The organism is Phocaeicola faecicola, from assembly GCF_013618865.1.
GTDB lineage: Bacteria > Bacteroidota > Bacteroidia > Bacteroidales > Bacteroidaceae > Phocaeicola > Phocaeicola faecicola.
Window position 1 is genome coordinate 1 of record NZ_JABSOE010000069.1, and the last position, 22,480, is coordinate 22,480.

22 protein-coding genes are annotated in these 22,480 nt (G+C 48.4%); 8 read left to right on the forward strand and 14 right to left on the reverse strand.

The window, feature by feature from the left end; translation table 11 throughout:
• Positions 1-918: 918 nt before the first annotated feature.
• The 4 genes from H3001_RS15795 to H3001_RS15810 all read right to left on the reverse strand — a co-directional run bounded on the left by H3001_RS15795 (position 919) and on the right by H3001_RS15810 (position 4,326).
• The gene (locus H3001_RS15795; RefSeq protein WP_181215459.1) at positions 919-1,230 is read right to left on the reverse strand and encodes a hypothetical protein; all 312 of its coding nucleotides are present in this window, start codon (positions 1,228-1,230) and stop codon (positions 919-921) included.
• A 304-nt stretch (positions 1,231-1,534) separates the two neighbouring features.
• Entirely contained in the window at positions 1,535-2,995 is a 1,461-nt protein-coding gene (locus H3001_RS15800; protein WP_181215460.1) for a catalase, read from the reverse strand.
• Between the two features lie 18 nt (positions 2,996-3,013).
• Positions 3,014-3,448 carry an NADPH-dependent FMN reductase family protein gene (locus H3001_RS15805; protein ID WP_178243623.1) on the reverse strand — a complete coding sequence of 145 codons (435 nt, stop codon included), beginning with the start codon at positions 3,446-3,448 and terminating at the stop codon, positions 3,014-3,016.
• An 11-nt stretch (positions 3,449-3,459) separates the two neighbouring features.
• Positions 3,460-4,326, reverse strand: a complete 867-nt coding sequence (locus tag H3001_RS15810; protein WP_181215461.1) for an SMP-30/gluconolactonase/LRE family protein — start codon at positions 4,324-4,326, stop codon at positions 3,460-3,462.
• Between the two features lie 107 nt (positions 4,327-4,433).
• Between H3001_RS15810 and H3001_RS15815 the strand changes: the two genes are divergently transcribed.
• Positions 4,434-5,324 (forward strand): LysR substrate-binding domain-containing protein, encoded by an 891-nt coding sequence (locus tag H3001_RS15815; protein WP_181215462.1) that lies wholly within the window; start codon positions 4,434-4,436, stop codon positions 5,322-5,324.
• An 83-nt stretch (positions 5,325-5,407) separates the two neighbouring features.
• Here H3001_RS15815 and H3001_RS15820 read toward each other — a convergent pair whose 3' ends face one another.
• The 9 genes from H3001_RS15820 to hpt all read right to left on the reverse strand — a co-directional run bounded on the left by H3001_RS15820 (position 5,408) and on the right by hpt (position 11,592).
• On the reverse strand, positions 5,408-5,956 hold the full coding sequence (locus H3001_RS15820; RefSeq protein WP_178243620.1) for a beta-class carbonic anhydrase: 549 nt from the start codon (positions 5,954-5,956) through the stop codon (positions 5,408-5,410).
• Between the two features lie 102 nt (positions 5,957-6,058).
• Positions 6,059-6,676, reverse strand: coding sequence for a porin family protein (locus H3001_RS15825; protein WP_178243619.1), 618 nt, complete (start codon positions 6,674-6,676; stop codon positions 6,059-6,061).
• A 194-nt stretch (positions 6,677-6,870) separates the two neighbouring features.
• Entirely contained in the window at positions 6,871-7,395 is a 525-nt protein-coding gene (locus H3001_RS15830) for an outer membrane beta-barrel protein (protein ID WP_178243618.1), read from the reverse strand.
• Positions 7,396-7,440: 45 nt separating this feature from the next.
• Positions 7,441-7,629: a hypothetical protein gene (locus H3001_RS15835; RefSeq protein WP_178243617.1), complete on the reverse strand. Its 189-nt coding sequence runs from the start codon at positions 7,627-7,629 to the stop codon at positions 7,441-7,443.
• Between the two features lie 34 nt (positions 7,630-7,663).
• Positions 7,664-8,326 (reverse strand): B3/B4 domain-containing protein, encoded by a 663-nt coding sequence (locus H3001_RS15840; protein WP_181215467.1) that lies wholly within the window; start codon positions 8,324-8,326, stop codon positions 7,664-7,666.
• 5 nt (positions 8,327-8,331) lie between these two features.
• A complete protein-coding gene (gene pgeF / locus H3001_RS15845) occupies positions 8,332-9,141 on the reverse strand; it encodes a peptidoglycan editing factor PgeF (RefSeq protein WP_181215463.1) in 810 nt (269 codons plus the stop codon).
• Positions 9,141-10,325: a GTPase ObgE gene (gene obgE, locus H3001_RS15850; RefSeq protein ID WP_178243615.1), complete on the reverse strand. Its 1,185-nt coding sequence runs from the start codon at positions 10,323-10,325 to the stop codon at positions 9,141-9,143. The genes pgeF and obgE overlap by 1 nt, the downstream gene beginning before the upstream one ends.
• Positions 10,326-10,452: 127 nt before the next feature.
• Positions 10,453-11,022: an adenylate kinase gene (locus H3001_RS15855; protein ID WP_178243614.1), complete on the reverse strand. Its 570-nt coding sequence runs from the start codon at positions 11,020-11,022 to the stop codon at positions 10,453-10,455.
• 33 nt (positions 11,023-11,055) lie between these two features.
• Positions 11,056-11,592 (reverse strand): hypoxanthine phosphoribosyltransferase, encoded by a 537-nt coding sequence (hpt, locus tag H3001_RS15860; protein ID WP_178243613.1) that lies wholly within the window; start codon positions 11,590-11,592, stop codon positions 11,056-11,058.
• A 111-nt stretch (positions 11,593-11,703) separates the two neighbouring features.
• Here hpt and H3001_RS15865 point away from each other — a divergent pair, with 111 nt between their 5' ends.
• Positions 11,704-13,221 (forward strand): NAD(P)H-hydrate dehydratase, encoded by a 1,518-nt coding sequence (locus H3001_RS15865; protein WP_181215464.1) that lies wholly within the window; start codon positions 11,704-11,706, stop codon positions 13,219-13,221.
• Between the two features lie 13 nt (positions 13,222-13,234).
• Positions 13,235-14,293 (forward strand): DUF4831 family protein, encoded by a 1,059-nt coding sequence (locus H3001_RS15870; protein WP_181215465.1) that lies wholly within the window; start codon positions 13,235-13,237, stop codon positions 14,291-14,293.
• A 171-nt stretch (positions 14,294-14,464) separates the two neighbouring features.
• Here H3001_RS15870 and H3001_RS15875 read toward each other — a convergent pair whose 3' ends face one another.
• Positions 14,465-17,083, reverse strand: coding sequence for a transglutaminase-like domain-containing protein (locus H3001_RS15875; protein ID WP_181215466.1), 2,619 nt, complete (start codon positions 17,081-17,083; stop codon positions 14,465-14,467).
• A gap of 204 nt (positions 17,084-17,287) precedes the next feature.
• Here H3001_RS15875 and rpoN point away from each other — a divergent pair, with 204 nt between their 5' ends.
• Genes rpoN through H3001_RS15900 form a run of 5 tightly spaced genes read left to right on the forward strand, consistent with a single transcriptional unit; the run spans position 17,288 to position 22,272 of the window.
• Positions 17,288-18,766, forward strand: coding sequence for an RNA polymerase factor sigma-54 (gene rpoN, locus H3001_RS15880; protein WP_178243609.1), 1,479 nt, complete (start codon positions 17,288-17,290; stop codon positions 18,764-18,766).
• Positions 18,767-18,780: 14 nt separating this feature from the next.
• Positions 18,781-19,458, forward strand: a complete 678-nt coding sequence (locus tag H3001_RS15885) for a phosphatase PAP2 family protein (RefSeq protein ID WP_178243608.1) — start codon at positions 18,781-18,783, stop codon at positions 19,456-19,458.
• A gap of 34 nt (positions 19,459-19,492) precedes the next feature.
• The gene (gcvH, locus tag H3001_RS15890; protein WP_178243607.1) at positions 19,493-19,873 is read left to right on the forward strand and encodes a glycine cleavage system protein GcvH; all 381 of its coding nucleotides are present in this window, start codon (positions 19,493-19,495) and stop codon (positions 19,871-19,873) included.
• A gap of 45 nt (positions 19,874-19,918) precedes the next feature.
• Complete coding sequence (purE, locus tag H3001_RS15895) at positions 19,919-20,428, forward strand: 5-(carboxyamino)imidazole ribonucleotide mutase (RefSeq protein ID WP_178243606.1); 510 nt, start codon at positions 19,919-19,921, stop codon at positions 20,426-20,428.
• A complete protein-coding gene (locus H3001_RS15900) occupies positions 20,428-22,272 on the forward strand; it encodes a 4-hydroxy-3-methylbut-2-en-1-yl diphosphate synthase (protein ID WP_178243605.1) in 1,845 nt (614 codons plus the stop codon). The genes purE and H3001_RS15900 overlap by 1 nt, the downstream gene beginning before the upstream one ends.
• Positions 22,273-22,480 lie beyond the last annotated feature (208 nt).

A 22,480-nucleotide genomic window follows, 5' to 3' on the forward strand; every position in this document is an offset into this window, starting at 1 on the left:
GTCCTATACATTATATATAAGACGTTTCTTGTACTACATCTTGTTTGTTTATCTAAAGTCTTTCAAAGAACTATTTCTTTTCGTTTTCTACTTTCGTTTTGTTGTCGAAAGCGTTTGCAAAGTTAAGAGGTTTATTTTAAACCGCCAAATTTTTTCGAAGTTTTTTTCAAAAAAGTTTTTCAGGCGGTCCGGATGACCAGGCTTACCCTTTCTCGCTCCCTTACACTGTGTAAGGTAAGATACTCGGCGCAGCTAGCTGGAGTCACTCCGACACTTGCACTATGCTTCAGCATGTCACTGTTCTTAACGTCTTTCCCTCTCGAAAGCGGTTGCAAAGGTACGCACTTTTTCCGGTCCTGCAAGTATCACGCAGACTTTTTTTCTGACTTTTTTCACACTCTGGTTAAAATACCTTGTAAAACAGTGCGTTACGGGATGCATTTTTTTCAAGGAAACCCTGAAGGGAGAAATCCGGTATACATTATTATATATATTATAACAGAGAGAACCGGAAAATGCCAGGAAAAAATACGGAAAACGACCTATGACAGAAAGACAGAATCATCCCAAAGCGATGCGAAAAAGGGAAAAAACGGAGTTTTCAAGGTTCCAAAAGAGCGGAAAAAGAGAAAAGAATCCTGCAATATAATGCAGAAATTTATGCCCAAACTGCAGACTATGACAGTGAACAAAACAAAAAATCCTGCAATATAATGCAGAAATTCATAACCGAACTGCAGACTATGACAGTGAACAAAACAAAAAATCCTGCAATATAATGCAGAAATTCATAACCGAACTACAGACTATGACAGTAAACAAAACAAAAAATCCTGCAATATAATGCAGAAATTTATATCAGAACTGCAGGCCATATCAGTGCACAAAACAAAAAATCCTGCAATATAATGCAGAAATTTATATCAGAACTGCAGGCCATATCAGTGCACAAAACAAAAAATCCTGCAATATAATGCAGGATTCCGCATCCAAACCACGTCCGATTGCTCCATAACCATCATCTTCCGGAAAAGAAACACCACAGAAGAGGAAATATTCCCTTATGTTTTTTTCCACGCAAAACGAAAGGTCAGGGAAAAGACCGCCGCCTTCCGGGGAAACATCGCCAGCTTTTGGAAAAAGACCGCCAGCCTTCCGCACAAACACCTTTATGAATTCAAAAACACTTATACAGGAAAACATAAAAACATAACCTTCCACATCCGCCATCAGCTTCCAACAGAACACCTTATTTCATCTACTGCAGTCCAAATCGCCTTATTTCCAAAGACAACCTCTTGATTCCCCAATTTTCCACAAAGATTCCAGTTTCCTCAATCACATACAAAAAGAGGATTCTTCAAAAGTTCCAGACTTTCAAAGAATCCTCCCAAATGTATCCATGTCAACGAGGGAAGCCTTTTATAGAAAACCAACGATATATAAGCATACTTATCGGCGACCTCCAAGCATGATACATCTTTGCAGTCATCACATTCCGGGGGAGAAATGCAATGACACCCTTATAAAAAAATCAAGCAATGACTTCATCCCAAGAAATTCCCAACGCCTGGGCAACTCCCTTACCGTAATCAAGATCCGCCTTCATACAGTTACGGATATGACGCAACTTGATTTCTACAGGAATATCCCCCATTGCACGAGCAGTGTTCTCAAACAACACCTGCTGCTGTTCCGGAGTCATCAGTCGGAACAGATCACGCGGCTGAGAATAATAATCCGAATCATCCTCACGATAATCCCACTGATAAGCTGCTCCATCGAGTTCCAACGGTGGTTCCTTGTACTCTGTCTGATTCTGCCATTCACCATAGCTGTTCGGCTCATAACCTAAGGTTGATCCGTGGTTACCGTCTACCCGCATCGCTCCGTCACGATGGTACATATTCAGGAACGGACAACGACTGCGGTTAACCGGAATCTGATGATGATTAACTCCCAGACGATAGCGCTGAGTATCTCCGTAAGAGAACAAACGTCCCTGCAGCATACGGTCGGGTGAGAAACTGATACCCGGTACTACATTTGCAGGATTGAAAGCCGCCTGTTCCACGTCAGCGAAATAGTTTTCCGGATTGCGGTTCAGTTCCATGATTCCCACTTCAATCAGCGGATACTCCTTCTGCGACCACACCTTCGTCAGGTCGAACGGATTAAACGGACACTTGGCAGCCTGTTCTTCCGTCATCAGCTGCACATACATCTTCCATCTCGGGAAGTCACCTCTCTCGATGCTTTCATACAAATCGCGCTGATGACTCTCACGGTCCTTTGCGATTACCGCTTCCGCTTCCTGATCGGTCAGGTTCTTGATTCCCTGCTGAGTATGCAGATGGAACTTCACCCACGTACGCTTTCCTTCCGCATTGATGAAAGAGAAAGTATGGCTTCCGTATCCGTGCATATGACGATACGAATAAGGGATACCACGGTCGCTCATCGTAATGGTAACCTGGTGCAAGGCTTCGGGAAGCAAAGTCCAGAAATCCCAGTTGTTTCTCGCACTTCTCATATTCGTACGCGGATCACGCTTCACGGCATGATTCAAATCCGGGAACTTCAACGGATCGCGCAAGAAGAATACCGGTGTATTGTTTCCCACCAGGTCCCAGTTGCCTTCCTCCGTATAGAACTTAATGGCAAAGCCGCGGATATCGCGCTCCGCATCGGCAGCTCCACGCTCTCCGGCTACAGTAGAGAAACGGACAAACAGTTCGGTTTCTTTTCCTACCTGAGAGAAAATGGCAGCCTTAGTATACTGCGTAATATCATTTGTAACGGTAAATTTACCAAACGCTCCAGACCCCTTAGCATGCATACGACGCTCAGGTATTACTTCTCTGTCAAAATGCGCCAGTTTTTCAAGGAACCATACATCCTGTAAAAGCATAGGCCCTCTCCGACCGGCAGTAGCCACATTCTGATTGTCGGCTACCGGTGCCCCTGAGGCAGTTGTTAATTTTTTAGTTTCCATGTCTAGTTGTTTATAAAATTACATATAAGGCGACAGACCTATAAATTGGTCCAATATTAATTTATCTTCATTTGTCAGTCTCCCGGTCTTTGATTTCAGGGAGTTTACGGGAACAGAGGCCGGAATATCCATGGCCTTCTTCATCCGCCGGAACATTCCACCGGTCCGAAACTTATAAGTCGTAAAGAACAGCAGTTTCTGCGGCGGTACCGCTCCGGCCATTTTCCGGGCCGATGACACCCATTGTTTATGCGGATGCTGTCCTACCACAAACCATCCGCAAGTCCAGCAGCCCGACAACAACAAGTCCGTATCCTTCAGCTTTGAGGCATCAAAATCCGAAATTGCACTCAGGCTGACATTCAAGCCTTTCGACCACAGATACATGGCTATCTCACGAGCCAGACAAGCCGTTTTCCCTTTATGGCTATAATACAATACGGTAGCCTTCATCGAAAAACACTTTACTCATTAATAATGATTACCCGGCTATTCGGCAGATCCGGAATATAAATACAACCTCCCGATACGGTAATATCCGCCGGCCCCACCAGGGGGTCCGGTAAAGAAAGCTCGAACGGAACTATCGTACCATCGGTCAGATTCAAACGAGCCAGCTGTGCCGGCACCCAGTTCGTAACATACAGACTACCGTCGGCAGCCAATGCCAGTCCGTCATACTGTCCGGCCACTTCCGTCACCCGCTGAGGAACCGGGCGCTGCAAATCGGCAATGCAATACACCACATTCTCCTTTTTGGTCACTCCGTCGGCCGGATAAGAAGCCACATACATTTTTCCACCCTGCATCAACAGCCCGTTCGGTCCAGCCACTTCGGCCCACTCCTCCGGTTTTCCCGGAGCCTCCGGACGACTGATGTCCATACGGAAAATCTTTCCCGTATTTGTCACCGAAGCATAAAGCCAGTTGCCCTCCGCAACCAGGTCATTCACAAACAGATTGCCCTCGGGGAAGGTCACCACAACCGGAGCCTTCTGCACATCCTTCAGGTTATACACCACAACCTTGTTCACATCACACACATACAGGTACGAGTCGCGGATGAACATGCCTTTGGGAGCCGACAAATTACCGTCGGCCGGAACCATCACCTCACTTTTTCCGTTTTTATAATGTACGATATATCCCTTACCTTCAGTGTTCAGCGGATTCAGTTGCTCTGTTCCAAAATTGGCAATCAGAATTCCCCCTTCATAAGGATAGGTACTCTCGCAGAAACGGAGTCCCTCACTCACAACCTTCCACCCGGTCTGCGCCGATGCCATCAGCGCACTGAACACGCACATTAAAGTCAAAATTCTCTTTATCATATATTCATTCTTTATTTTTGAACAAATATAAACAGGAGAAAAATATTTCTCTATATTTGTATTTCTTGATTTTTCGATAACATTCATTGATAAAAACGATAAGCCGTATGGAATTACGACAACTGAAATATTTCAAGAAAGCCTGTGAACTGGAGAATTTCTCTGAGGCCGCACGCTTGTTGCATATCTCACAAAGTACACTTTCACAACAAATCAAGCAACTGGAGGAAGAACTGGATGTCTTACTTTTTGACCGGATTGGCAAACGGATCATCCCTACCGAAGCCGGACGGGCCTTTCTGCCCTACGCACACCAGGCCATTCAGGATGCCGAAAATGGAAAGCAGATCATCAGGGATTTGAAGGGAATTGAGACCGGAGAACTTCACATCGGCGTAACCTACAGTCTTGGACCGCTGCTAATCAGCGCATTAAGCACTTTCACGCAAGCCTATCCCAAGATCAAGGTCATCATTACCTTTGGCACATCGGATGCACTGATGGAACAACTCGAAAACAGTGAGCTGGACTTTGTACTTTCTTTCAAGCCCCAAGGAATGTATGAAAATTTTGACATGCTTCTTTTGTTCACTTCCCGCCTCCGCTTCGTGGTACACCGCTCCCACCCGCTGGCAGGACTCTCTTCCATCACCTTGAAACGTCTTGCACAGACGCCATTGATCTTGCCTGAAAAAGGCTTTGCAACCCGAAAAAAAATCGAAAAAATATGCAAGGAAAACCAGTTGGAACTGCAGTCAGGCATTGAAATCAACGATGTGCATACCATTATCCACAGCCTCAGCGACGGACAGTGGGGCACCATCCTGACGCAGGCTGCCATACGGGGAGAAGCCAATCTGGTACAGATTCCCATCCTCTGCCCGGACCAGCTGACCTCCCAGGCCTTCCTGTTCTGGCCTCCCGGAAGTTACCGCAAGCGGTCGTCGCTGGCATTTGTCACCCACCTGGTACAGGCAGCCAACCACACCCCTGCATAATAAAAAAGAGATTTCCCCTCTTCACCCTACAGTGAAAAAGGGAAATCTCCTGCGGCAGACCTTTCCAGTCTACCATTTTCTACTCAAATATTCTCATACTCCGTCAGTTCGCCGGTAACCGAATTGATAATAAATCCGCGTACCACCACGTCATCGGGTACCAGCGGATGATTTCTCACCAGGCGCACGCTTCCCCGTACCGACTGCTCCACATTATCAAATCCACTGAGCCACGAATGCAGGTCGACATTACAATACTTCATCAGTTCAATCTTCTCATCCGACACCCCATGCTCCTTGATATGCCTGAGCATCACCTCACTGTCCATATGCTGTGCTCCACAGTCGGTATGTCCGATAATCATTACCTCTTCTACCCCTAATTCATAGATGGCCACCAGCAGACTGCGCATGACACTTCCGAACGGATGAGTCACCGTACCCCCCGCATTCTTGATCATCTTCACATCCCCATTCCTCAACCCCAGTGCAGCCGGCAGCAACTTGAGCAGACGCGTATCCATACACGTAACAATCGCGATTTTCTTATCCGGATACTTGTTCGTCACATACTTCTCATACCCATTCTGAGCCACAAAGGCCCGATTGTATTCCAACAAATCATCAATCATACAACTATACCCTTTTGATTTCACATAGTAACTATATAAAAAGAGCCGTTTTAACCGGTTTTGCATCCGTAAAAACAGCTCTTATATCTTTCATTTCCCTTTTCAGAATTTAAAGCCCACCGTAGCAAAGATAGTCAGGTTACGGGGACCCTTCTCCACAACCCGGCACAGGCCGAACTCACCGTTCAGACCTACCTGCCAGTGATCGAAGTCCAGTCCTCCTCCCAGGCGGATACCCGCGTCAAAACGCCTCAGCCCCTTCCAGTACATCTCCGTCTGATTATCCACCGACTTAAAAGTACTCCAGGAAACGGTGACATCATTCGACTCAACCTCAACCTTTCCTCCCACGCCGCAGGCCAGATAAGGTCCGGCAGCCAACACCACATCAAAGTTCTTTCCGGTTCCCAGATGAAACGCAGCCAGCAAAGGCATCTCCAGATAATTCTGATTTATATACGCTCTTACTCCATCCACTTTCTTCGACTTCACACCCTTTGAAGCATAAGTCAGTCCGGTCTGGAAAGAAACCAGTCCCGTCAACGGAATATCCAGCTTCACTCCCACATTCGGATTGAACATTGCCTTAGCTCCATCACTGCCATCTCCCATCCAGGTACTCATACCCAATCCCAGTTCAAGCCCCCAGTTCACTTTAGTTTGAGCATTTACCAATATCACAGAAAATGCACACAATACGAGCAATAATAACTTTTTCATACTTCAAATTCTTAAATGTTAACTCACACAAATATAGTGAACAGAAAGGAATATTCAAATAAAAAAAGAAAAAGGTCCTCCGTAAAACGTTTTTTAGACTACATATTGAAGAAAATGTCACAGCGTGACAAACCACATATGCCGTCTACGTCCTACGGAGAACCTGCACTCGGAAAGAGTCTGACGCTCAATCCTTAAAATTCATATTCAATGCCCAAAGAGATGTTTTCACCATCGAGTTCAACACCCAGACCGTCTGAACCACGGAAATAATCATCCCGGTATCCGGCGAAACCAATCCGTGACACCAGACTGAAATGCTGGTTCAGCTTGATAGCCAATCCCGGTTTCAGACCGATCTCAAAACCATTGTATGAGTCATGATCCTTCACCTTCATGGTAGAAACTCCCATACCCATGTCGAGGAACAAACGCACGATCTTGTTTTCATAGAAAGAAAAACGAGCATACGGCGCAAAGACAAACGCATTTGAAGTAGCCTCAAATGCTCCCTCATAGCTATTGTGTGCATAAGCGATTTCAGCACCTACGGCCCACTTTTCACTGAAGACATAGCCGATTTCCGGAGAGATGGAGAACGAAGTCTTTTCCAGATCCGTATTATGCCACAAACTGATACCACCACCCAGGTAAATTTCCTGTGCCTGAGCAAACAAAGTAACCATAATAAAGGCTACCCACATCAATGTTCTTTTCATAAACCAATAAATTTAATATAGTTAGTCAATTAGTTCGTCCTGATATTATCCGTTTTTATGACGGTTTGCTCTCCGTCTGCGGTATTCCGCCTTCATCTTTGCGGCTCCGGAACCGTGCAGTCCCGTAATATAAGTCTTCTTTTTCGCTTTTGTCTTGATCTTCTCTTCCTTCTTTACCGGGTTCTTTGCTCCCTTGAAGACAATCCCTTCTGTCAAAATTTTCTCAATATCCATATAAATCCAAACGAAATTCTTAATTTATTCTTTTTCAACGAAAATAAACGATTTCCACATTCCGGGCCTCAGCAAACTCCTCCAGCAGGCCGACCATGTAAGCGACCGACTCCTCGAGTCCTTCCTCACCGCTGTACCCGTTCATGATTGCCAGCAGATGCGTCGTATCGTGAGTGATTTTCGTGCGCTCATTGTCACTGGTCGGCGTTCCGATTCCACCCTTCTCATCCCGGTAAACCGGCATGCCCTCAATGTTCAGCACCCCACGGCCAATACCTTCATAAGGTTCTCCCGGACGACCGATTCCCAGTACCAGACGCTCCCCTTCCACCTTATCCAGGTCGAAACCACCGATGGAATGACCGCTGTAGATAGAAGCCAGGTTGATCAGGTCGACCAGCGTATCAATCTGATACAGAGGAATCCCTCTCAAAATGCGCCGGCAGAGCGCCTCCGAAGAAGGACGATAACGGCTCGGATCCTTTCCGCAAGCCTTATAAGCCTGCCGCGTAGCCTGTATGGCCGGCATCTCCTTGATGGAGTCAGTCGTATACTTCTCCCGATACAACACCGTAAACTCCTCTATCCGTTTCCACAGTCCTTCACTGTAATCCGAATTCCGCACCTCCGCAAACACAGCCGCTCCCCGGAACTGCGGCCAGGCACGGTGAAGTTCCTCGGAAACCTCTATAGTTATCTTTTTCATAAACTGTCCTTTATCATTATTCCACTCAATATACGCCCGGAAGCAATCCCCTGACGACGTGCTGAAAAGAAATCCATATGCTGTGTCCAGGTACAGATGCCCGACACCTCAATGTGGTGAGGCAATACCCCCTCGTTCAGCAACAGCCAGCGGTTGGCCTCCCATAAATCAATGTGCCACTTGTCCTCACGGCGTGCAATCCGGTCCATGTCGAATCCGGCCTCTGCAAACTGCTTCCATACCTCATCGCCCACCTCGAACGCCTCCACCGAGATTCCCGGTCCGATGCAAGCCACCACATCCTGCATCTCCGTACCAAACGTCTGATGCAAGGTCTGCAGGGTACGGGAAACAATTTTTCCACACGTACCTCTCCATCCGGCATGAACAGCCGCCACAACCTGCCGCTTCGTATCGTAGCAGAGCACCGGGATACAATCGGCAGTGGAAATCCCCAGACACACCCCCTTCAGGGAAGTCACCAGCGCATCCACACCTTCCAGTTCCCTTTTCTGCGTGTCGGTATCCGCAGCCAGGAACGGAGCATCAATCACACGCACCTCACATCCGTGCGTCTGATGCGGCATCACCAGCCGGGCAGTCTTTCCCGGCAACAGGCTGAGCACAATCTCCCGGTTGCGCAAGACATGCTCCATCGTATCCCCACAATACTCATTGCAGTTCAAGGAAGCATATTCACCCACACTGCATCCACCGTGACGCGTCGTGGAAAAACAAAAAATGTCAGGGTACAGTTTGTTCCAACCGTACTCCAACATTTCCTTATTTCCATTTATCCGATTCATTACTTCTGAGGTTCGTCCTCCCAGTCAATTTCTTCGTAATCGTATTCAAAATCCTCGTCATCGTCCACATCCTCGTACTCATAGTCGAACTCTTCGTCCTCACCCATATCCTTCAGCTCCTGCTGCAGGGAGATAATGTCCTTCGGACGATGTACGATAGAGTCGCGGCGCAAGCCCTCCAGCTGATTGCTTTCCTTGTTCAGTTCAGCCCAGAGAATATCCTTCAGCTGCTGGATACCCATATTGGCTACCGATGAAATAAACACATGAGGTACGTTCTCGGGAAGCGTCGGTGTCAGCATCTCAATCAGTTCCTCATCCAGCATGTCACACTTGGTAATGGCCAGTACACGCTGCTTGTCCAGCATTTCCGGATTGAACTGAGCCAGCTCATTCAGCAGGATCTCATACTCCTTACGGATGTCATCAGTATCCCCCGGAACCATGAACAACAACAACGAGTTCCGCTCAATGTGGCGGAGAAAACGCAATCCCAGTCCCTTTCCTTCACTGGCTCCCTCAATGATACCCGGGATATCGGCCATCACAAACGACTTGCCGTCACGATAAGACACAATACCCAGATTCGGTTCCAGCGTAGTAAACGGATAGTTTGCTATCTTGGGGCGGGCCGCCGAGACCGTAGAAAGCAGCGTAGACTTTCCCGCATTCGGGAATCCTACCAGTCCGACATCCGCCAATAATTTCAATTCCAGAATCACGGTCATCTCCTGCATCGGCTCTCCCGGCTGTGCAAACCGAGGCGCCTGACGGGTAGCCGTACGGAAATGCCAGTTGCCCAGTCCGCCTCTACCACCTTTCAGCAAGATAACCTCCTGTCCGTGGTCAGTGATATCGCAGACATACTCACCCGTTTCCGCATTATACACCACTGTGCCACATGGGACCTCAATCACCTTATCTGCACCGTCCTTTCCGAAACTCTTGTTCTTCGAACCGTTTCCACCGTGCTCGGCAAATACGTGACGCTCGTACTTCAGGTGCAGCAACGTCCAATAATTACGGTTTCCCCGTAAAATAACATGACCTCCTCTACCACCGTCGCCACCGTCGGGTCCTCCATTAGGTGTATATTTCTCGCGGCGCATATGCACGGAACCGCGTCCTCCCTTACCGGAGCGGCAGTAGATTTTTACATAATCAACGAAATTCGATTCAGCCATAAAATATATCCATTAAAAATAATAATAACTATGTTCCTCCACGGAGCATTTCAAAAAAAGGAGAATAAAGAAAATTCCGTCTAGAAAAACGAAACTCCCTCCATTCTCCTATTCTTTATCTTATCGATTAGAGTTTATCGATTGCAGTACAGATGTCAGCAAAGATACCGTCCATGGTACCCAAGCCGTTGATGTGGCAATACTTGCCATCGTTCTTATACCAGTCGATCAGCGGAGCTGTCTGAGAATGATATACTACCAGACGCTTCTTGATGGTTTCTTCGTTATCGTCAGCACGGCCTGATTCCTGTCCACGCTTGATCAGACGTGTCATCAGTTCATCTTCCGGAACTTCCAGATCCAACATGATAGAAACTTCCTGTCCGCGAACCTTCAGCATTTCCTTCAAAGCCTCAGCCTGAGCGATAGTACGTGGGAAACCGTCGAAGATCACACCTTTGCTATCCTTGAAGCTGTCGAATACGCTTGCCAGGATATCAATCATCAGGGCATCCGGAATCAGCTGTCCGTTGTCAATATAACCCTTTGCAGTTTTGCCCAGTTCCGTTCCGTTCTTGATTTCAGCACGCAAGACATCACCTGTTGAAATGTGATTCAAACCGTACTTTTCTACAATACGAGCACTCTGAGTTCCTTTACCTGAACCCGGAGCTCCGAAAATTACAATGTTCAACATTTTTGATCTATATATTTGAATTATAAAAAATGATTATTCCACTACGGTATATATATCACGGTAGTTGCGTCCCAGTCCGTCATAATCCAGACCATATCCTACGATAAAGTCATTCGGAATATTCATGGCCACATAATGAATGTCCAGCTTCACCTGCAGCTTGTCGGGCTTAACCAGCAGCGTAGCGATACGGATATCCTTCGGGTTGCGCTGCCGCAACGTCTCGATCAGGCGCTCCATCGTAAAACCGGTATCCACAATATCCTCTACAATCACCACCGTACGTCCGGTTATATCATTATTCAATCCCACCAGTTCCTTCACCTTTCCGGTAGAAGAAGTGCCTTCGTAAGAAGCCAGTTTCACAAAAGAAAGCTCACAAGGCATATTCAGATGCTTCATCAGATCGGACGTAAACATAAACGATCCGTTCAACACACTCACAAACAACGGATTCTCATCGGCCAGATCCCGATTGATTTCATCCGCTACCCGCGCCACTTGCTTCAAAATTTCATTCTCAGTAATAAAGGTTCTAAATCGTTTATCTTTAATCTGAATTGTATCCATAATGATATAACTTTATAAAATTGGGACAAATTTACGAATTATCCCTCAAACTTCTATAACTTCTATACTTTTTTCGTACTTTTACGGACAAATAGCTATTTAAAACAAAAGATGAAGATACTTACTTGTACCCAGCAGAAAGAGGCAGACAAATATACCATTGTTCACGAGAACATACTATCTATCAATTTGATGGAAAAAGCCGCCTCATTAATCACTGACGAGATATGCAGCCGATGGGACAAATCACACCGCATCATTGTATTTGCCGGTCCCGGAAACAACGGAGGAGACGCAGTGGCCGTAGCCCGCATGCTGTTTCTGAAGGGTTATCAGGTAGAGGTTTACCTGTTCAATGTAACCGGCAACATGTCGGATGACTGCACGACCAACGTACACCGGTTGCAGGAATGCGGATTCCCCAACTACCACGAGATAAGCAACAGTTTCGATCCACCCAAGCTGACCTCTGCCGACATTGTGGTAGACGGACTTTTCGGATCAGGCATCAACAAGCCCCTGAACGGAGGTTTCGCTTCCGTAGTAAGATACATCAACGCCTCACAGTCGACGGTCGTATCCATCGATATGCCTTCGGGACTGATGGGCGAAGACAATACCTACAACATCCGCCAGAACATTATCCAGGCAGACCTGACCCTCTGCATCCAGTTGCCGAAACTGGCATTCCTCTTCCCGGAAAACGAAGAGTATGTAGGCGAATGGAAATTACTGGACATCGGTATCAGCCAGGAATACATTGCCGAGGCCGAAACGCCTTACCGAATCTGTGAGGCCGACGAAATCCGCAGCCTCATCAAGCCCCGCAACCGTTTTTCCCACAAGGGCAATTTCGGTCACGGACTGCTCATTGCCGGTACCTACGGAATGGCCGGAGCTGCCGTACTGGCCGCACGCGCCTGCATGCGTTCGGGCATCGGCCTGCTGACCGTCCATACCCCCGTATGCAACCATGCCATCCTGCAGACCTGTGTACCTGAAGCCATGGTACAGGACGACGTGCATGAACATTATTTCGCCGAACCGGTCGACCTCGACAGCTACCAGGCAGTAGCCATCGGTCCGGGCATCGGACAGGAAGAAGAAACGGCACTGGCTACCCTGGAACAAATCTGCGACTGCTACATTCCGCTGGTACTGGATGCGGACGCACTGAACATCTTCAGTACTCACCGCAACTACCTGAACAAAATTCCGCGCAGCAGCATACTGACTCCGCACATCGGAGAACTGGAGCGCATCATCGGAAAATGCAGCAACAGCTACGAGCGGTTGAGCAAGACCAAAGAACTGGCGGCTTACCTGCAGTGCTATATCATCGTCAAGGGAGCCTATACGGCCATCATCACCCCCGACGGAAAATGCCATTTCAATCCGACCGGCAACCCGGGCATGGCAACCGGAGGCAGCGGCGACGTACTGACCGGTATCCTGCTGGCACTGATGGCACAGGGATACGAACAGGCAGACGCATGCCGGCTGGGAGTATACCTGCACGGACTGGCCGGAGACATTGCCCGCGCACGATATGGAGAAATCAGCATGAATTCAGGAGACATCATCAATGCACTGCCTGAAGCATGGAAACAATTAACAGACATCAAATAAAAATAGCATCAATATGAAAAAGGCCTTATTTACCTATAGCCTGCTCGCCTGTGCGGCACTGCAAGCAGCAGGTATGCCAGAGGTAAATCCTTATACACCTGGCGCTGACGAAGGAATTGTGTATTTCCTCCCCAAGACCATGCTGGAGGTCAACATTATTGCGACCCGTATCAATTACCAGCCCGGTGAGCTCTGTCAGTATGCCAACCGCTATCTGCGCCAGAACAACGTGACTTCCCAGCCCGAAACGCATTGGGAAATCAAGCAGATAGATGTCCGGCCGGCCGGAGTTCCGGACTCAACCAAAGCCTATGTCATCAAGCTGAAGGACAAAGATGTGGCATCGAACGTAGAACTGACGAACGACGGTATTGTAAAAGCCATCAATACGACCTACAACCTGCCGGACGAGAAAGCCGAATATCAGCTTGAGACCGTACAGCCTCATGAAAATGCGCGCAAGTACATGACCGAAGAAATCCTGATGGCAGGTTCAACGGCTAAAATGGCCGACCTGACCGCCAAGGAAATTTACAACATACGGGAAAGCAAGAACCTGATCTTGCGTGGACAGGCAGACACGATGCCTAAAGACGGAGCCTCACTGACACTGATCATCGAGCAGTTGAGCAAGCAGGAAAAGGCATTGACCGAACTGTTTACAGGTATTACCAGCCGGGAGGACAAGGTATTCACTGTATACGTGCAGCCCAAGGAAAACCTGAAGGACCATGTCGCCCTGCGCTTCTCCAGCCGCCTGGGAGTGCTCCCTGCCAATGACCTGGCCGGAGAACCGATTTACATCAGCCTGCAGAACACTTCGCCCATAGCTGCCGCACAGCCGGAAGGCGACAAGAAAAAGAAAAAGATTGAAGGAGCCATCTATAACATTCCGGGAAAGGGAAAGGTGACTGCCACCTTCGAAGGCAAGACCGTATTTGAATCGGAAATACCTGTCACCCAGTTCGGAGGTACGGAAGTACTGGTAGACGGTCTGTTCAACAAAAAGATCAACACTCGGGTAATCTTCAATCCGGTAACAGGCGGTATCGTAAAAATCGACAAAGACTGAAACCGCTTTTACGGTTTTTCCTGAAAGAAGGGAAATACAACCTGAAAGAAGGCTACAGGATAAGAAGGAAGGACTGGAACCTCACATAAGAAAGGACCGGATCAACACTCTGCAAAGAGGTTGATCCGGTCCTTTTTATATTGCATTAGCAAAGACAACACCGTCTTCCGGTCAAGACTCTGCCGGAAGCGACTGGATGACTTTCAGCAACTGCTCTCCCAATCCGATGGTATATCCGCAAGAATTGAAGATCACCCGGTTGAAGGTATCCCCGATAATGAATATCGGCAACGGAGTATTACGGGGCAACTCCAAGGCCTGCAATAGTTCATTATAAATCTTACCCTCCGAATCAATACCCCAGATAACATTGTCCGGCAATCCGGCCACCGGAGCCTTCAGGTATTTCCGGTACTGAGCCTCATCCTGGAAAAGCAGGATCATCTTCCGTCCGCACGCATCATATTCTTTGGCCTTGACAGCGATATCCTTCAAGGTATGGTCGGTAGGCTCCTGTCCGACACCCAGTACTCCCAGTACAAAGAGTCCGCGACCCGCCGCTTTCAAGATAGAAGTCTCCTCACCGGTTTCCGCCAGTGTAAAGAGGGCCTCCGAATTGAAACTGCCGATTACCCGGATGGCCTCACTGTTGTCGCGCATCACCAGCGGCTGCACCGTATTGCCCGAGCGGGGCACGTCAAAACAAGAAAGCTGACACAAGACACTGCCATCAGCCAGACGGCTTCCGGTAACCAGCATGTAATATCCCGCACTCACCGGGGCCTCCTTCTGGAACAAGGTCGTCCACTTGGTGAAATCCGGATAAGTCAGCAGCGAGAAAGCCCCCTGTTCAAAACGGGAAAGCGTGAAATGGCGGGCATACTCCGGATTATTCAACTGGCGGATCGGAGAATAAGTCAGTTGCAGGTTGCCCATAGCCGCAGCCTCGGAAGTACCCGTTGCAAAGTCCACCTGTACCTCCTCGTCACCCTGCTGATAGAATACCTTTCCTGTAACCGCATCCACCCAAGCCGGAATACCCAGTGAGCGGGCCACAGCCACGAAGAATATACGTTGAGACAGTCTGTCGGCCGTCCGGCTCCGCCAAACCCCTTCGGGAGAAATGACCGTACCCACACAACACATCTCGTCGCGCAAGGTCAGATGCGCCTTACACCAGTCCACCAGCTGTTGAGGGTCGGAACGGAAAGAAGCCGCTTCTTCCTCCCCGATTTCCTTCTGGAAGAACGAACGGTAAGGCGTCAGCATCTCACCGGCAATACGGGGAGCCAGTACCCTTTCCACATCGGCCGACAACGGCGTAGCATACAAATGGTCACTCAGCACCGCCTCGGGCGTATCCCTCAAATCTTTCTCCGACAAGGTACCCAGCAACTCCAAGGCCCGGTCGCCCATCTGCTTCTCACCCGCCTTTTTCAGGAAGGCAAACAGTTCCGCATGATTTCCTCTGGCAGCCACGATATACGGAGCAATCTCAGTGGCTTTGTATCCTGTTTCAGCAGCAAAGCCTTCAATCTCCGGCTGACCGGGGAAGGAAGCGACGTACGCATTCCGGATGGAATCCTCCCGGCTGAAACGAAGGTCATTTGCCTGCCGCTGTTCGGGAGATACTTCCGGAATCACCGGTTTGGCAGCCGGAGGTACCATATCCACCTCAACCGAGAAATTATCGCCGATACGACGGTCGAGCGGCAGGGTTACCTGAGTGTCCTTTCCAAACGACACCTTCCGGAATCCGAAACGGTCGCCCTTCACCGCCAGTACCATCATGTCGCCTAATCCGGCAGAAAGCGAGGCCTTGCCGTCGGAAGAAGTCTGAGTCTGATATACGGTAAAGAATTCCGCATAGTTATATATCTTGAACTGCACCGAAGCACCTTCCACCGGCTGTCCCTGTTCATCGGTGACCTGAACGGCACACGGAGCCGCTTCCGCATAATTACGGATAATGTTGATTTCCGTATAGTTCGGGGTAACCCGCATCACCTCTTCCGGTCCCTGATAGTATCCGAACACCTTGGTATGCATAAGCAGTCCACGGCTGGCAGGAGAATTGAACCAGCCCAAATCAAGTACCGGTTCCGGTTCGCAGGCTCCCAGGAAATGCCACTTTCCGTCTACCCAGGCCTCTACCCAGGCATGATTGTCATCGGTATGCGCCCAGCGCGGAGTATACACCTGACGGGCCGGAATACCAGCCGCACGGAGGGCAGCCACCAGGAAGGTAGATTCCTCGCCGCAACGTCCGTATGCCGTAGAGATGGTGGCCAGCGGAGCACTGGTTCTTGCATCGGAAGGCTGATAGTTCGCCTTTTCATGACACCAGTGATTGACCTCGAGTACGGCATCGTACATATTCAGTCCTTTCAGACGGTCCATGATCTCGTCGTGACACACCATCCGGAAGCGATCCAGGTTCTCATTGTTCACCCGCACGGGCAGCACAAAATGCATGAAGATATCGTCCGGAATGATTTTCCCCCACTCCGTTTCCTGACGGGCAGCCAGCGAAGCACGGACATTCTCCAGGTAAAACTCCCCTGAATAATCAGTAATGTCACCCACCGGCATATACGCATACAGGAACGTCAGGGCATCTTTTTCCTCGTTACTCAACGGTTCCCGGAAAATCCGGAACAGATCGCCCTCAGGAAGCATCTCTTTTTTTTGCTGGAAATCAGCGTTCACTCGGTCCATGAAAGAAGTCTGCTTACAGCCCGTCAGTACGGACAGGCAGACAAGTACCGCCATCCAAAGATTTTTTCTCATAGTCATTAACAAATATTTGATACACAAATGTAGATAAATTCTCAGAAAAACAAGGCTTTTCAATCAGATAATCAGGAAAGAGCCCCCAAGAAACACGACGGTAAAAACGAGGCTTCCTCCGTCTGCCGATGCATACTTTGTAGGAAATCAAAATTATATATCAATTTTATTTCCTATTTTTGCATAAACAAATCAGTATAATTTATGGCTATAAACTCTCGTCAAGTACAGACACAAGCCCAGCAACAGGTCCAGACATTATCTCCTCAGCAAATTATGGTCGTGAAGCTGCTGGAACTTCCTACTCTGGAGTTGGAAGAAAGAATACATGCGGAACTGTTGGACAATCCGGCACTGGAGGAGGGAAGGGAACCTGCCGACTCGCACGATGAGCCCGATCCGGATTACAATACCGACCAGGACGGAGAGCCCAATACTGACTGTGGAACCGACCTGTCATTAGGCGATTACCGGACGGAAGACGATATTCCGGACTACAAGCTGCAGGAAAACAACCGGTCTTACAACGAGACTCCGGAAGAGATTCCTTTTTCGGACAACGTATCCTTCTATGAAACGCTGAAGGAACAGCTGGACATGCAGGACCTTACTCCGGAAGAGAAGCAACTGGGAGAATATATCATCGGTTCGCTGGATGATGACGGTCTGCTTCGGAAAACAACGGAATCGCTGATGGATGAACTGGCCATCTACCAAGGCATTTATACGACTCAGGAAGAACTGGAGCACATCATTTCCATCATACAGGACTTTGAGCCGGCCGGTATCGGAGCCCGCACCCTGCAGGAATGCCTGCTGATTCAGATCAGCCGGAAAGAAGATTCTCCGCTGAAACAGATTGAGTATGACATCATCAGCAAATGCTGCGACGAGTTTACCCGGAAAAACAAGGAGAAAATCCTGCAGAAGCTGAATATCAGCGAAGAGGAATACAACAGCGCTTTTGCCGAACTGGTGAAATTGAACCCGCGTCCGGGCAGTTCCATGGGAGAAGCCATCGGAAAAAACCTGCAACAGATTATCCCGGATTTCATCGTAGAGACGGAAGATGACGGAAACGTGATCCTGAGTCTGAACAATCAGCACGTTCCGGAACTGAGGCTTAGCCGGGAGTTTACCGAAATGCTGGACGAACATACCCGTAACAAGGCCAATCAGAGCAAGGATGCCAAAGATGCCCTGATGTTCCTGAAACAGAAGGTGGACGCAGCCCAGGGATTCATCAATGCCGTAAAGCAGCGGCAACAGACCCTGCTCAGTACCATGCAGGCAATCATCGACCTGCAGCTTCCCTTCTTCCAAGAAGGAGACGAGGCGCTATTGCGTCCGATGATACTGAAGGATGTGGCAGAACGTGCACACCTGGATATCTCCACCATTTCGCGTGTCAGCAACAGCAAGTATGTGCAGACCAACTTCGGCATCTATCCGCTCAAGTTCTTTTTCAACGACGGCTATACCACGGAGAACGGAGAAGAGTTGTCTGTAAGGGAAATCAAACGCATCCTGAAGGAATGCATCTCGGGAGAGAATAAGGATAAGCCTTATACAGACGACGAACTTGCCGATATCTTGAAAGAAAAAGGATATCCTATCGCCCGCCGTACAGTAGCCAAATACAGACAGCAGCTGAACATCCCGGTTGCCCGATTAAGAAGATAAATGATTATTGCCATATGGAAGAGACAAACATTCCCGACCAGCTTACTTATCATGAACCCAGCCACGAAGGAAGTGGCAAAAAGGATAGCCTGTATACCGCATCCCGTATCGTTTCGGCCATATTCACGCCGTTCATGGTACCTTTTGTAGCCTTCCTGCTACTCTTTCTGTTCACTTACCTGCGCATACTTCCCATGCAGTATAAGCTGACGATATTAGTACTGGTATACAGTTTCACCATCCTGATGCCGATGCTGGGAATCTACCTGTTCCAAAAGATCAACGGCTGGGGCATCCGTGAACTGGGGGAAAGGAACAAACGCTTCATCCCCTACGGACTGACCATATTGAGTTACATGGGATGCCTGCTGACCATGTACCGGATTCATCTGCCACGATACATGAGCGGCATCATTGCGGCCACCCTGATCTGCATGATTATCTGTACGCTGGTCAACTTTAAATGGAAAATCAGCACCCACATGGCCAGCAGCGGCATGATGGTGGGAGGACTGCTGTCGTACAGCTTTATTTTCAACTTCAATCCCATTATCTGGCTGTGCATTTTTATCCTTTTGTCAGGGATGCTGGGCTCCGCCCGAATCATTGTCCGGCAGCACACTTTAAACGAAGTTGCCGGAGGTTTTTTGGTCGGTTTATTTTGTGGAATCATCGGAATTTTGTTTATTTGAAGAAAATATATTAACCTTTTAATTTACTAAGATTATGAATTTCCCAACTAACGTGAAGTATACGGACGAACACGAATGGATACGTCCGGAAGGAGAGATTGCTTTTGTAGGTATCACCGATTATGCACAGGACCAGTTAGGTGACATTGTGTTTGTAGACGTAACCACTGAAGGAGAAACTCTGGAAAAAGGAGAAGTATTCGGAAGCATTGAAGTTGTCAAGACAGTTTCAGATCTTTTCTTACCGGTAGGCGGGGAAGTTCTGGAAATCAACCCGGCACTGGAAGAACAGCCGGAACTGGTAAACAAGGACCCGTACGGCGAAGGATGGATCATCAAAATCAAAATGTCTGATCCAGCCGAACTGGAAAGTCTGATGGATGCCGAAGCATACAAGCAGATTATTAACGAATGAATCATTCATAACTGATTCAACAAACAGAAAACTAAATAATAAAACATGAAACCAATTGTAAGTATCATCATGGGCAGTACTTCCGACCTTCCCGTAATGGAAAAGGCCGCCAAACTGCTCGACGAAATGCAAGTTCCGTTTGAGATGAATGCACTTTCGGCTCATCGGACACCGGCTGAAGTGGAAAAATTTGCGAAAGAAGCAGCAGGCCGTGGAATCAAAGTAATTATCGCGGCAGCAGGAATGGCTGCGGCATTGCCTGGTGTAATTGCTGCAAATACTACTTTGCCTGTCATCGGAGTACCTGTGAAAGGCTCTGTACTCGACGGAGTAGATGCACTTTATTCCATCATCCAAATGCCTCCTGGAATTCCGGTAGCAACTGTAGCCATCAACGGAGCAATGAATGCTGCTATCCTGGCTGTACAGATGCTTGCATTGTCAGACACCGCACTGGCTGAAAAGTTTGCTGCTTACAAGGAAGGGCTGAAGAACAAGATTGTGAAAGCCAACGAAGAATTGAAAGAAGTTAAATACGCTTATAAAACTAATTAATGAACTACTTCAACTATTCTCGCCGTAAGGCAAATGAGGTATATATTGGCGCCACTCCTATGGGTGGCGCTAATCCTATCCGTATACAGAGTATGACCAATACGGTGACCATGGATACGGATGCATGTATAGCACAGGCCAAACGGATCATCGATGCCGGAGGTGAATATGTCCGGCTTACTACCCAAGGCGTACGTGAGGCAGAGAATCTGAAATTCATCAATGCCGGACTAAGAAAGGACGGATACAATACCCCCCTGGTGGCCGACGTACATTTCAATCCGAAAGTGGCCGAAGTTGCCGCACTGTATGCAGAGAAGGTACGCATCAACCCCGGAAACTACGTAGATGCTGCCCGTACATTCAAGCAGCTGGAGTATACCGATGAAGAGTATGCACAGGAAATTCAGAAAATACGCGACCGCTTTATTCCGTTCCTGAATATCTGCAAGGAGAATCATACGGCCATACGTATCGGAGTCAATCACGGTTCTTTGTCCGACCGGATCATGTCACGCTATGGAGATACTCCGGAAGGCATGGTAGAATCGTGCATGGAGTTTCTGCGCATCTGTGTAGAGCAGGAATTTACCAACGTAGTCATCTCCATCAAAGCATCCAATACGGTGGTGATGGTCAAAACGGTGCGTCTGCTGGCCGAACAGATGGATAAGGAAGGCATGGCATTCCCGCTGCACCTGGGCGTGACAGAGGCCGGAGACGGAGAAGACGGACGCATCAAATCGGCCTTGGGAATCGGTGCCCTGCTGGCAGACGGACTGGGAGATACCATCCGGGTGTCATTGAGTGAGGCGCCTGAAGCAGAAATTCCGGTAGCCCGCAAACTGGTGGACTACATCCTGCAGCGTGAGGATCATCCGTATATTCCCGGCATGGAGGCTGAAAACTTCTCCTATACATCTCCCGACCGACGTGTCACTACGGCAGTAGGCAACATTGGGGGAAATCAGGTTCCGGTGGTCATTTCGGCCCGCCTGGATCAAAATACCGGTGTCAGCGAACAGTTCAAGCCCGATTATATCTACTGCGGACAGCAACTGCCTGCGGACAGAAGAGCGGATACAGGATATATCGTAGATGCCAATGTATGGCAGGGAGAAGAAGGTACCTATCCTGCGTTCAACTTCCAGCAGCTGATCGGCCTGCACCATTGCAATGCACCGGTCAAATTCCTGTTTACTACCTATATGGGACTGAATGAGGAGGCAATGGCTTGCCTGCGGATGCATCCGGAAGTGGTGATTATTGCACAAAGCAATCATCCGAACCGTTTGGGAGAGTTCAGAGGAATTGCCCATCAGCTGATGAGCAAGGGTCTGAAGAATCCGCTGGTATTCTTCCAGTTCTATGAGGAAGCCCAGCTTGAAGACCTGCAGATTAAGGCGGCAGCCGATATGGGTGCCCTGATTTTCGACGGTTTCTGCGACGGAATCCTGCTGTATAATCACGGCGGAAAGATTGCAGATACCAAGGTCGACGAGACAGCCTTCGGCATTCTGCAGGCAGGACGCGTACGTACTTCCAAAACGGAATACATTTCCTGTCCCGGATGCGGACGTACCCTGTACGACCTGGAATCAACCATTGCCCGTATTAAGGCAGCCACTTCGCACCTGAAAGGACTGAAGATCGGAATCATGGGATGCATCGTAAACGGGCCCGGAGAAATGGCCGATGCCGACTATGGATATGTAGGTGCCGGAAGAGGAAAAATCAGCCTGTATAAGCAAAAAGAATGCATAGAAAAGAACATTCCGGAGGACCAGGCGGTAGAGAAACTGATCGAGCTCATTAAAAAGAACGGAGACTATCAGGAAAAATAAAAAATACTCCCGAAACCCAGCAGCATAAACGACCATAGTCCAACCGGTCATCATTGCTCTTCGGGACTTTTCATAAAAAAGAAAGAGGCTGTCTCAAAATAAACTTGAGATGGCCTCTATTGTTTCATCTCAGATTGGATTCATTCGAATTTTTCTAAAGAGAGAAGTTTATAAGCTTAGTTTTGAAGATTTTATCCTTTCAAACTGT

Coding starts and splice junctions, on each gene's coding strand:
- H3001_RS15800 (WP_181215460.1), bottom strand. CDS start 2,995: ATGGAAACTAAAAAATTAACAACTGCCTCAGGGGCACCGGTAGCCGAC.
- H3001_RS15810 (WP_181215461.1), bottom strand. CDS start 4,326: ATGATAAAGAGAATTTTGACTTTAATGTGCGTGTTCAGTGCGCTGATG.
- H3001_RS15900 (WP_178243605.1), top strand. CDS start 20,428: ATGAACTACTTCAACTATTCTCGCCGTAAGGCAAATGAGGTATATATT.
- purE (WP_178243606.1), top strand. CDS start 19,919: ATGAAACCAATTGTAAGTATCATCATGGGCAGTACTTCCGACCTTCCC.
- H3001_RS15870 (WP_181215465.1), top strand. CDS start 13,235: ATGAAAAAGGCCTTATTTACCTATAGCCTGCTCGCCTGTGCGGCACTG.
- H3001_RS15805 (WP_178243623.1), bottom strand. CDS start 3,448: ATGAAGGCTACCGTATTGTATTATAGCCATAAAGGGAAAACGGCTTGT.
- hpt (WP_178243613.1), bottom strand. CDS start 11,592: ATGGATACAATTCAGATTAAAGATAAACGATTTAGAACCTTTATTACT.
- obgE (WP_178243615.1), bottom strand. CDS start 10,325: ATGGCTGAATCGAATTTCGTTGATTATGTAAAAATCTACTGCCGCTCC.
- H3001_RS15875 (WP_181215466.1), bottom strand. CDS start 17,083: ATGAGAAAAAATCTTTGGATGGCGGTACTTGTCTGCCTGTCCGTACTG.
- H3001_RS15855 (WP_178243614.1), bottom strand. CDS start 11,022: ATGTTGAACATTGTAATTTTCGGAGCTCCGGGTTCAGGTAAAGGAACT.
- H3001_RS15835 (WP_178243617.1), bottom strand. CDS start 7,629: ATGGATATTGAGAAAATTTTGACAGAAGGGATTGTCTTCAAGGGAGCA.
- H3001_RS15825 (WP_178243619.1), bottom strand. CDS start 6,676: ATGAAAAAGTTATTATTGCTCGTATTGTGTGCATTTTCTGTGATATTG.
- H3001_RS15865 (WP_181215464.1), top strand. CDS start 11,704: ATGAAGATACTTACTTGTACCCAGCAGAAAGAGGCAGACAAATATACC.
- H3001_RS15795 (WP_181215459.1), bottom strand. CDS start 1,230: ATGGCGGATGTGGAAGGTTATGTTTTTATGTTTTCCTGTATAAGTGTT.
- H3001_RS15815 (WP_181215462.1), top strand. CDS start 4,434: ATGGAATTACGACAACTGAAATATTTCAAGAAAGCCTGTGAACTGGAG.
- H3001_RS15830 (WP_178243618.1), bottom strand. CDS start 7,395: ATGAAAAGAACATTGATGTGGGTAGCCTTTATTATGGTTACTTTGTTT.
- rpoN (WP_178243609.1), top strand. CDS start 17,288: ATGGCTATAAACTCTCGTCAAGTACAGACACAAGCCCAGCAACAGGTC.
- gcvH (WP_178243607.1), top strand. CDS start 19,493: ATGAATTTCCCAACTAACGTGAAGTATACGGACGAACACGAATGGATA.
- H3001_RS15885 (WP_178243608.1), top strand. CDS start 18,781: ATGGAAGAGACAAACATTCCCGACCAGCTTACTTATCATGAACCCAGC.
- pgeF (WP_181215463.1), bottom strand. CDS start 9,141: ATGAATCGGATAAATGGAAATAAGGAAATGTTGGAGTACGGTTGGAAC.
- H3001_RS15820 (WP_178243620.1), bottom strand. CDS start 5,956: ATGATTGATGATTTGTTGGAATACAATCGGGCCTTTGTGGCTCAGAAT.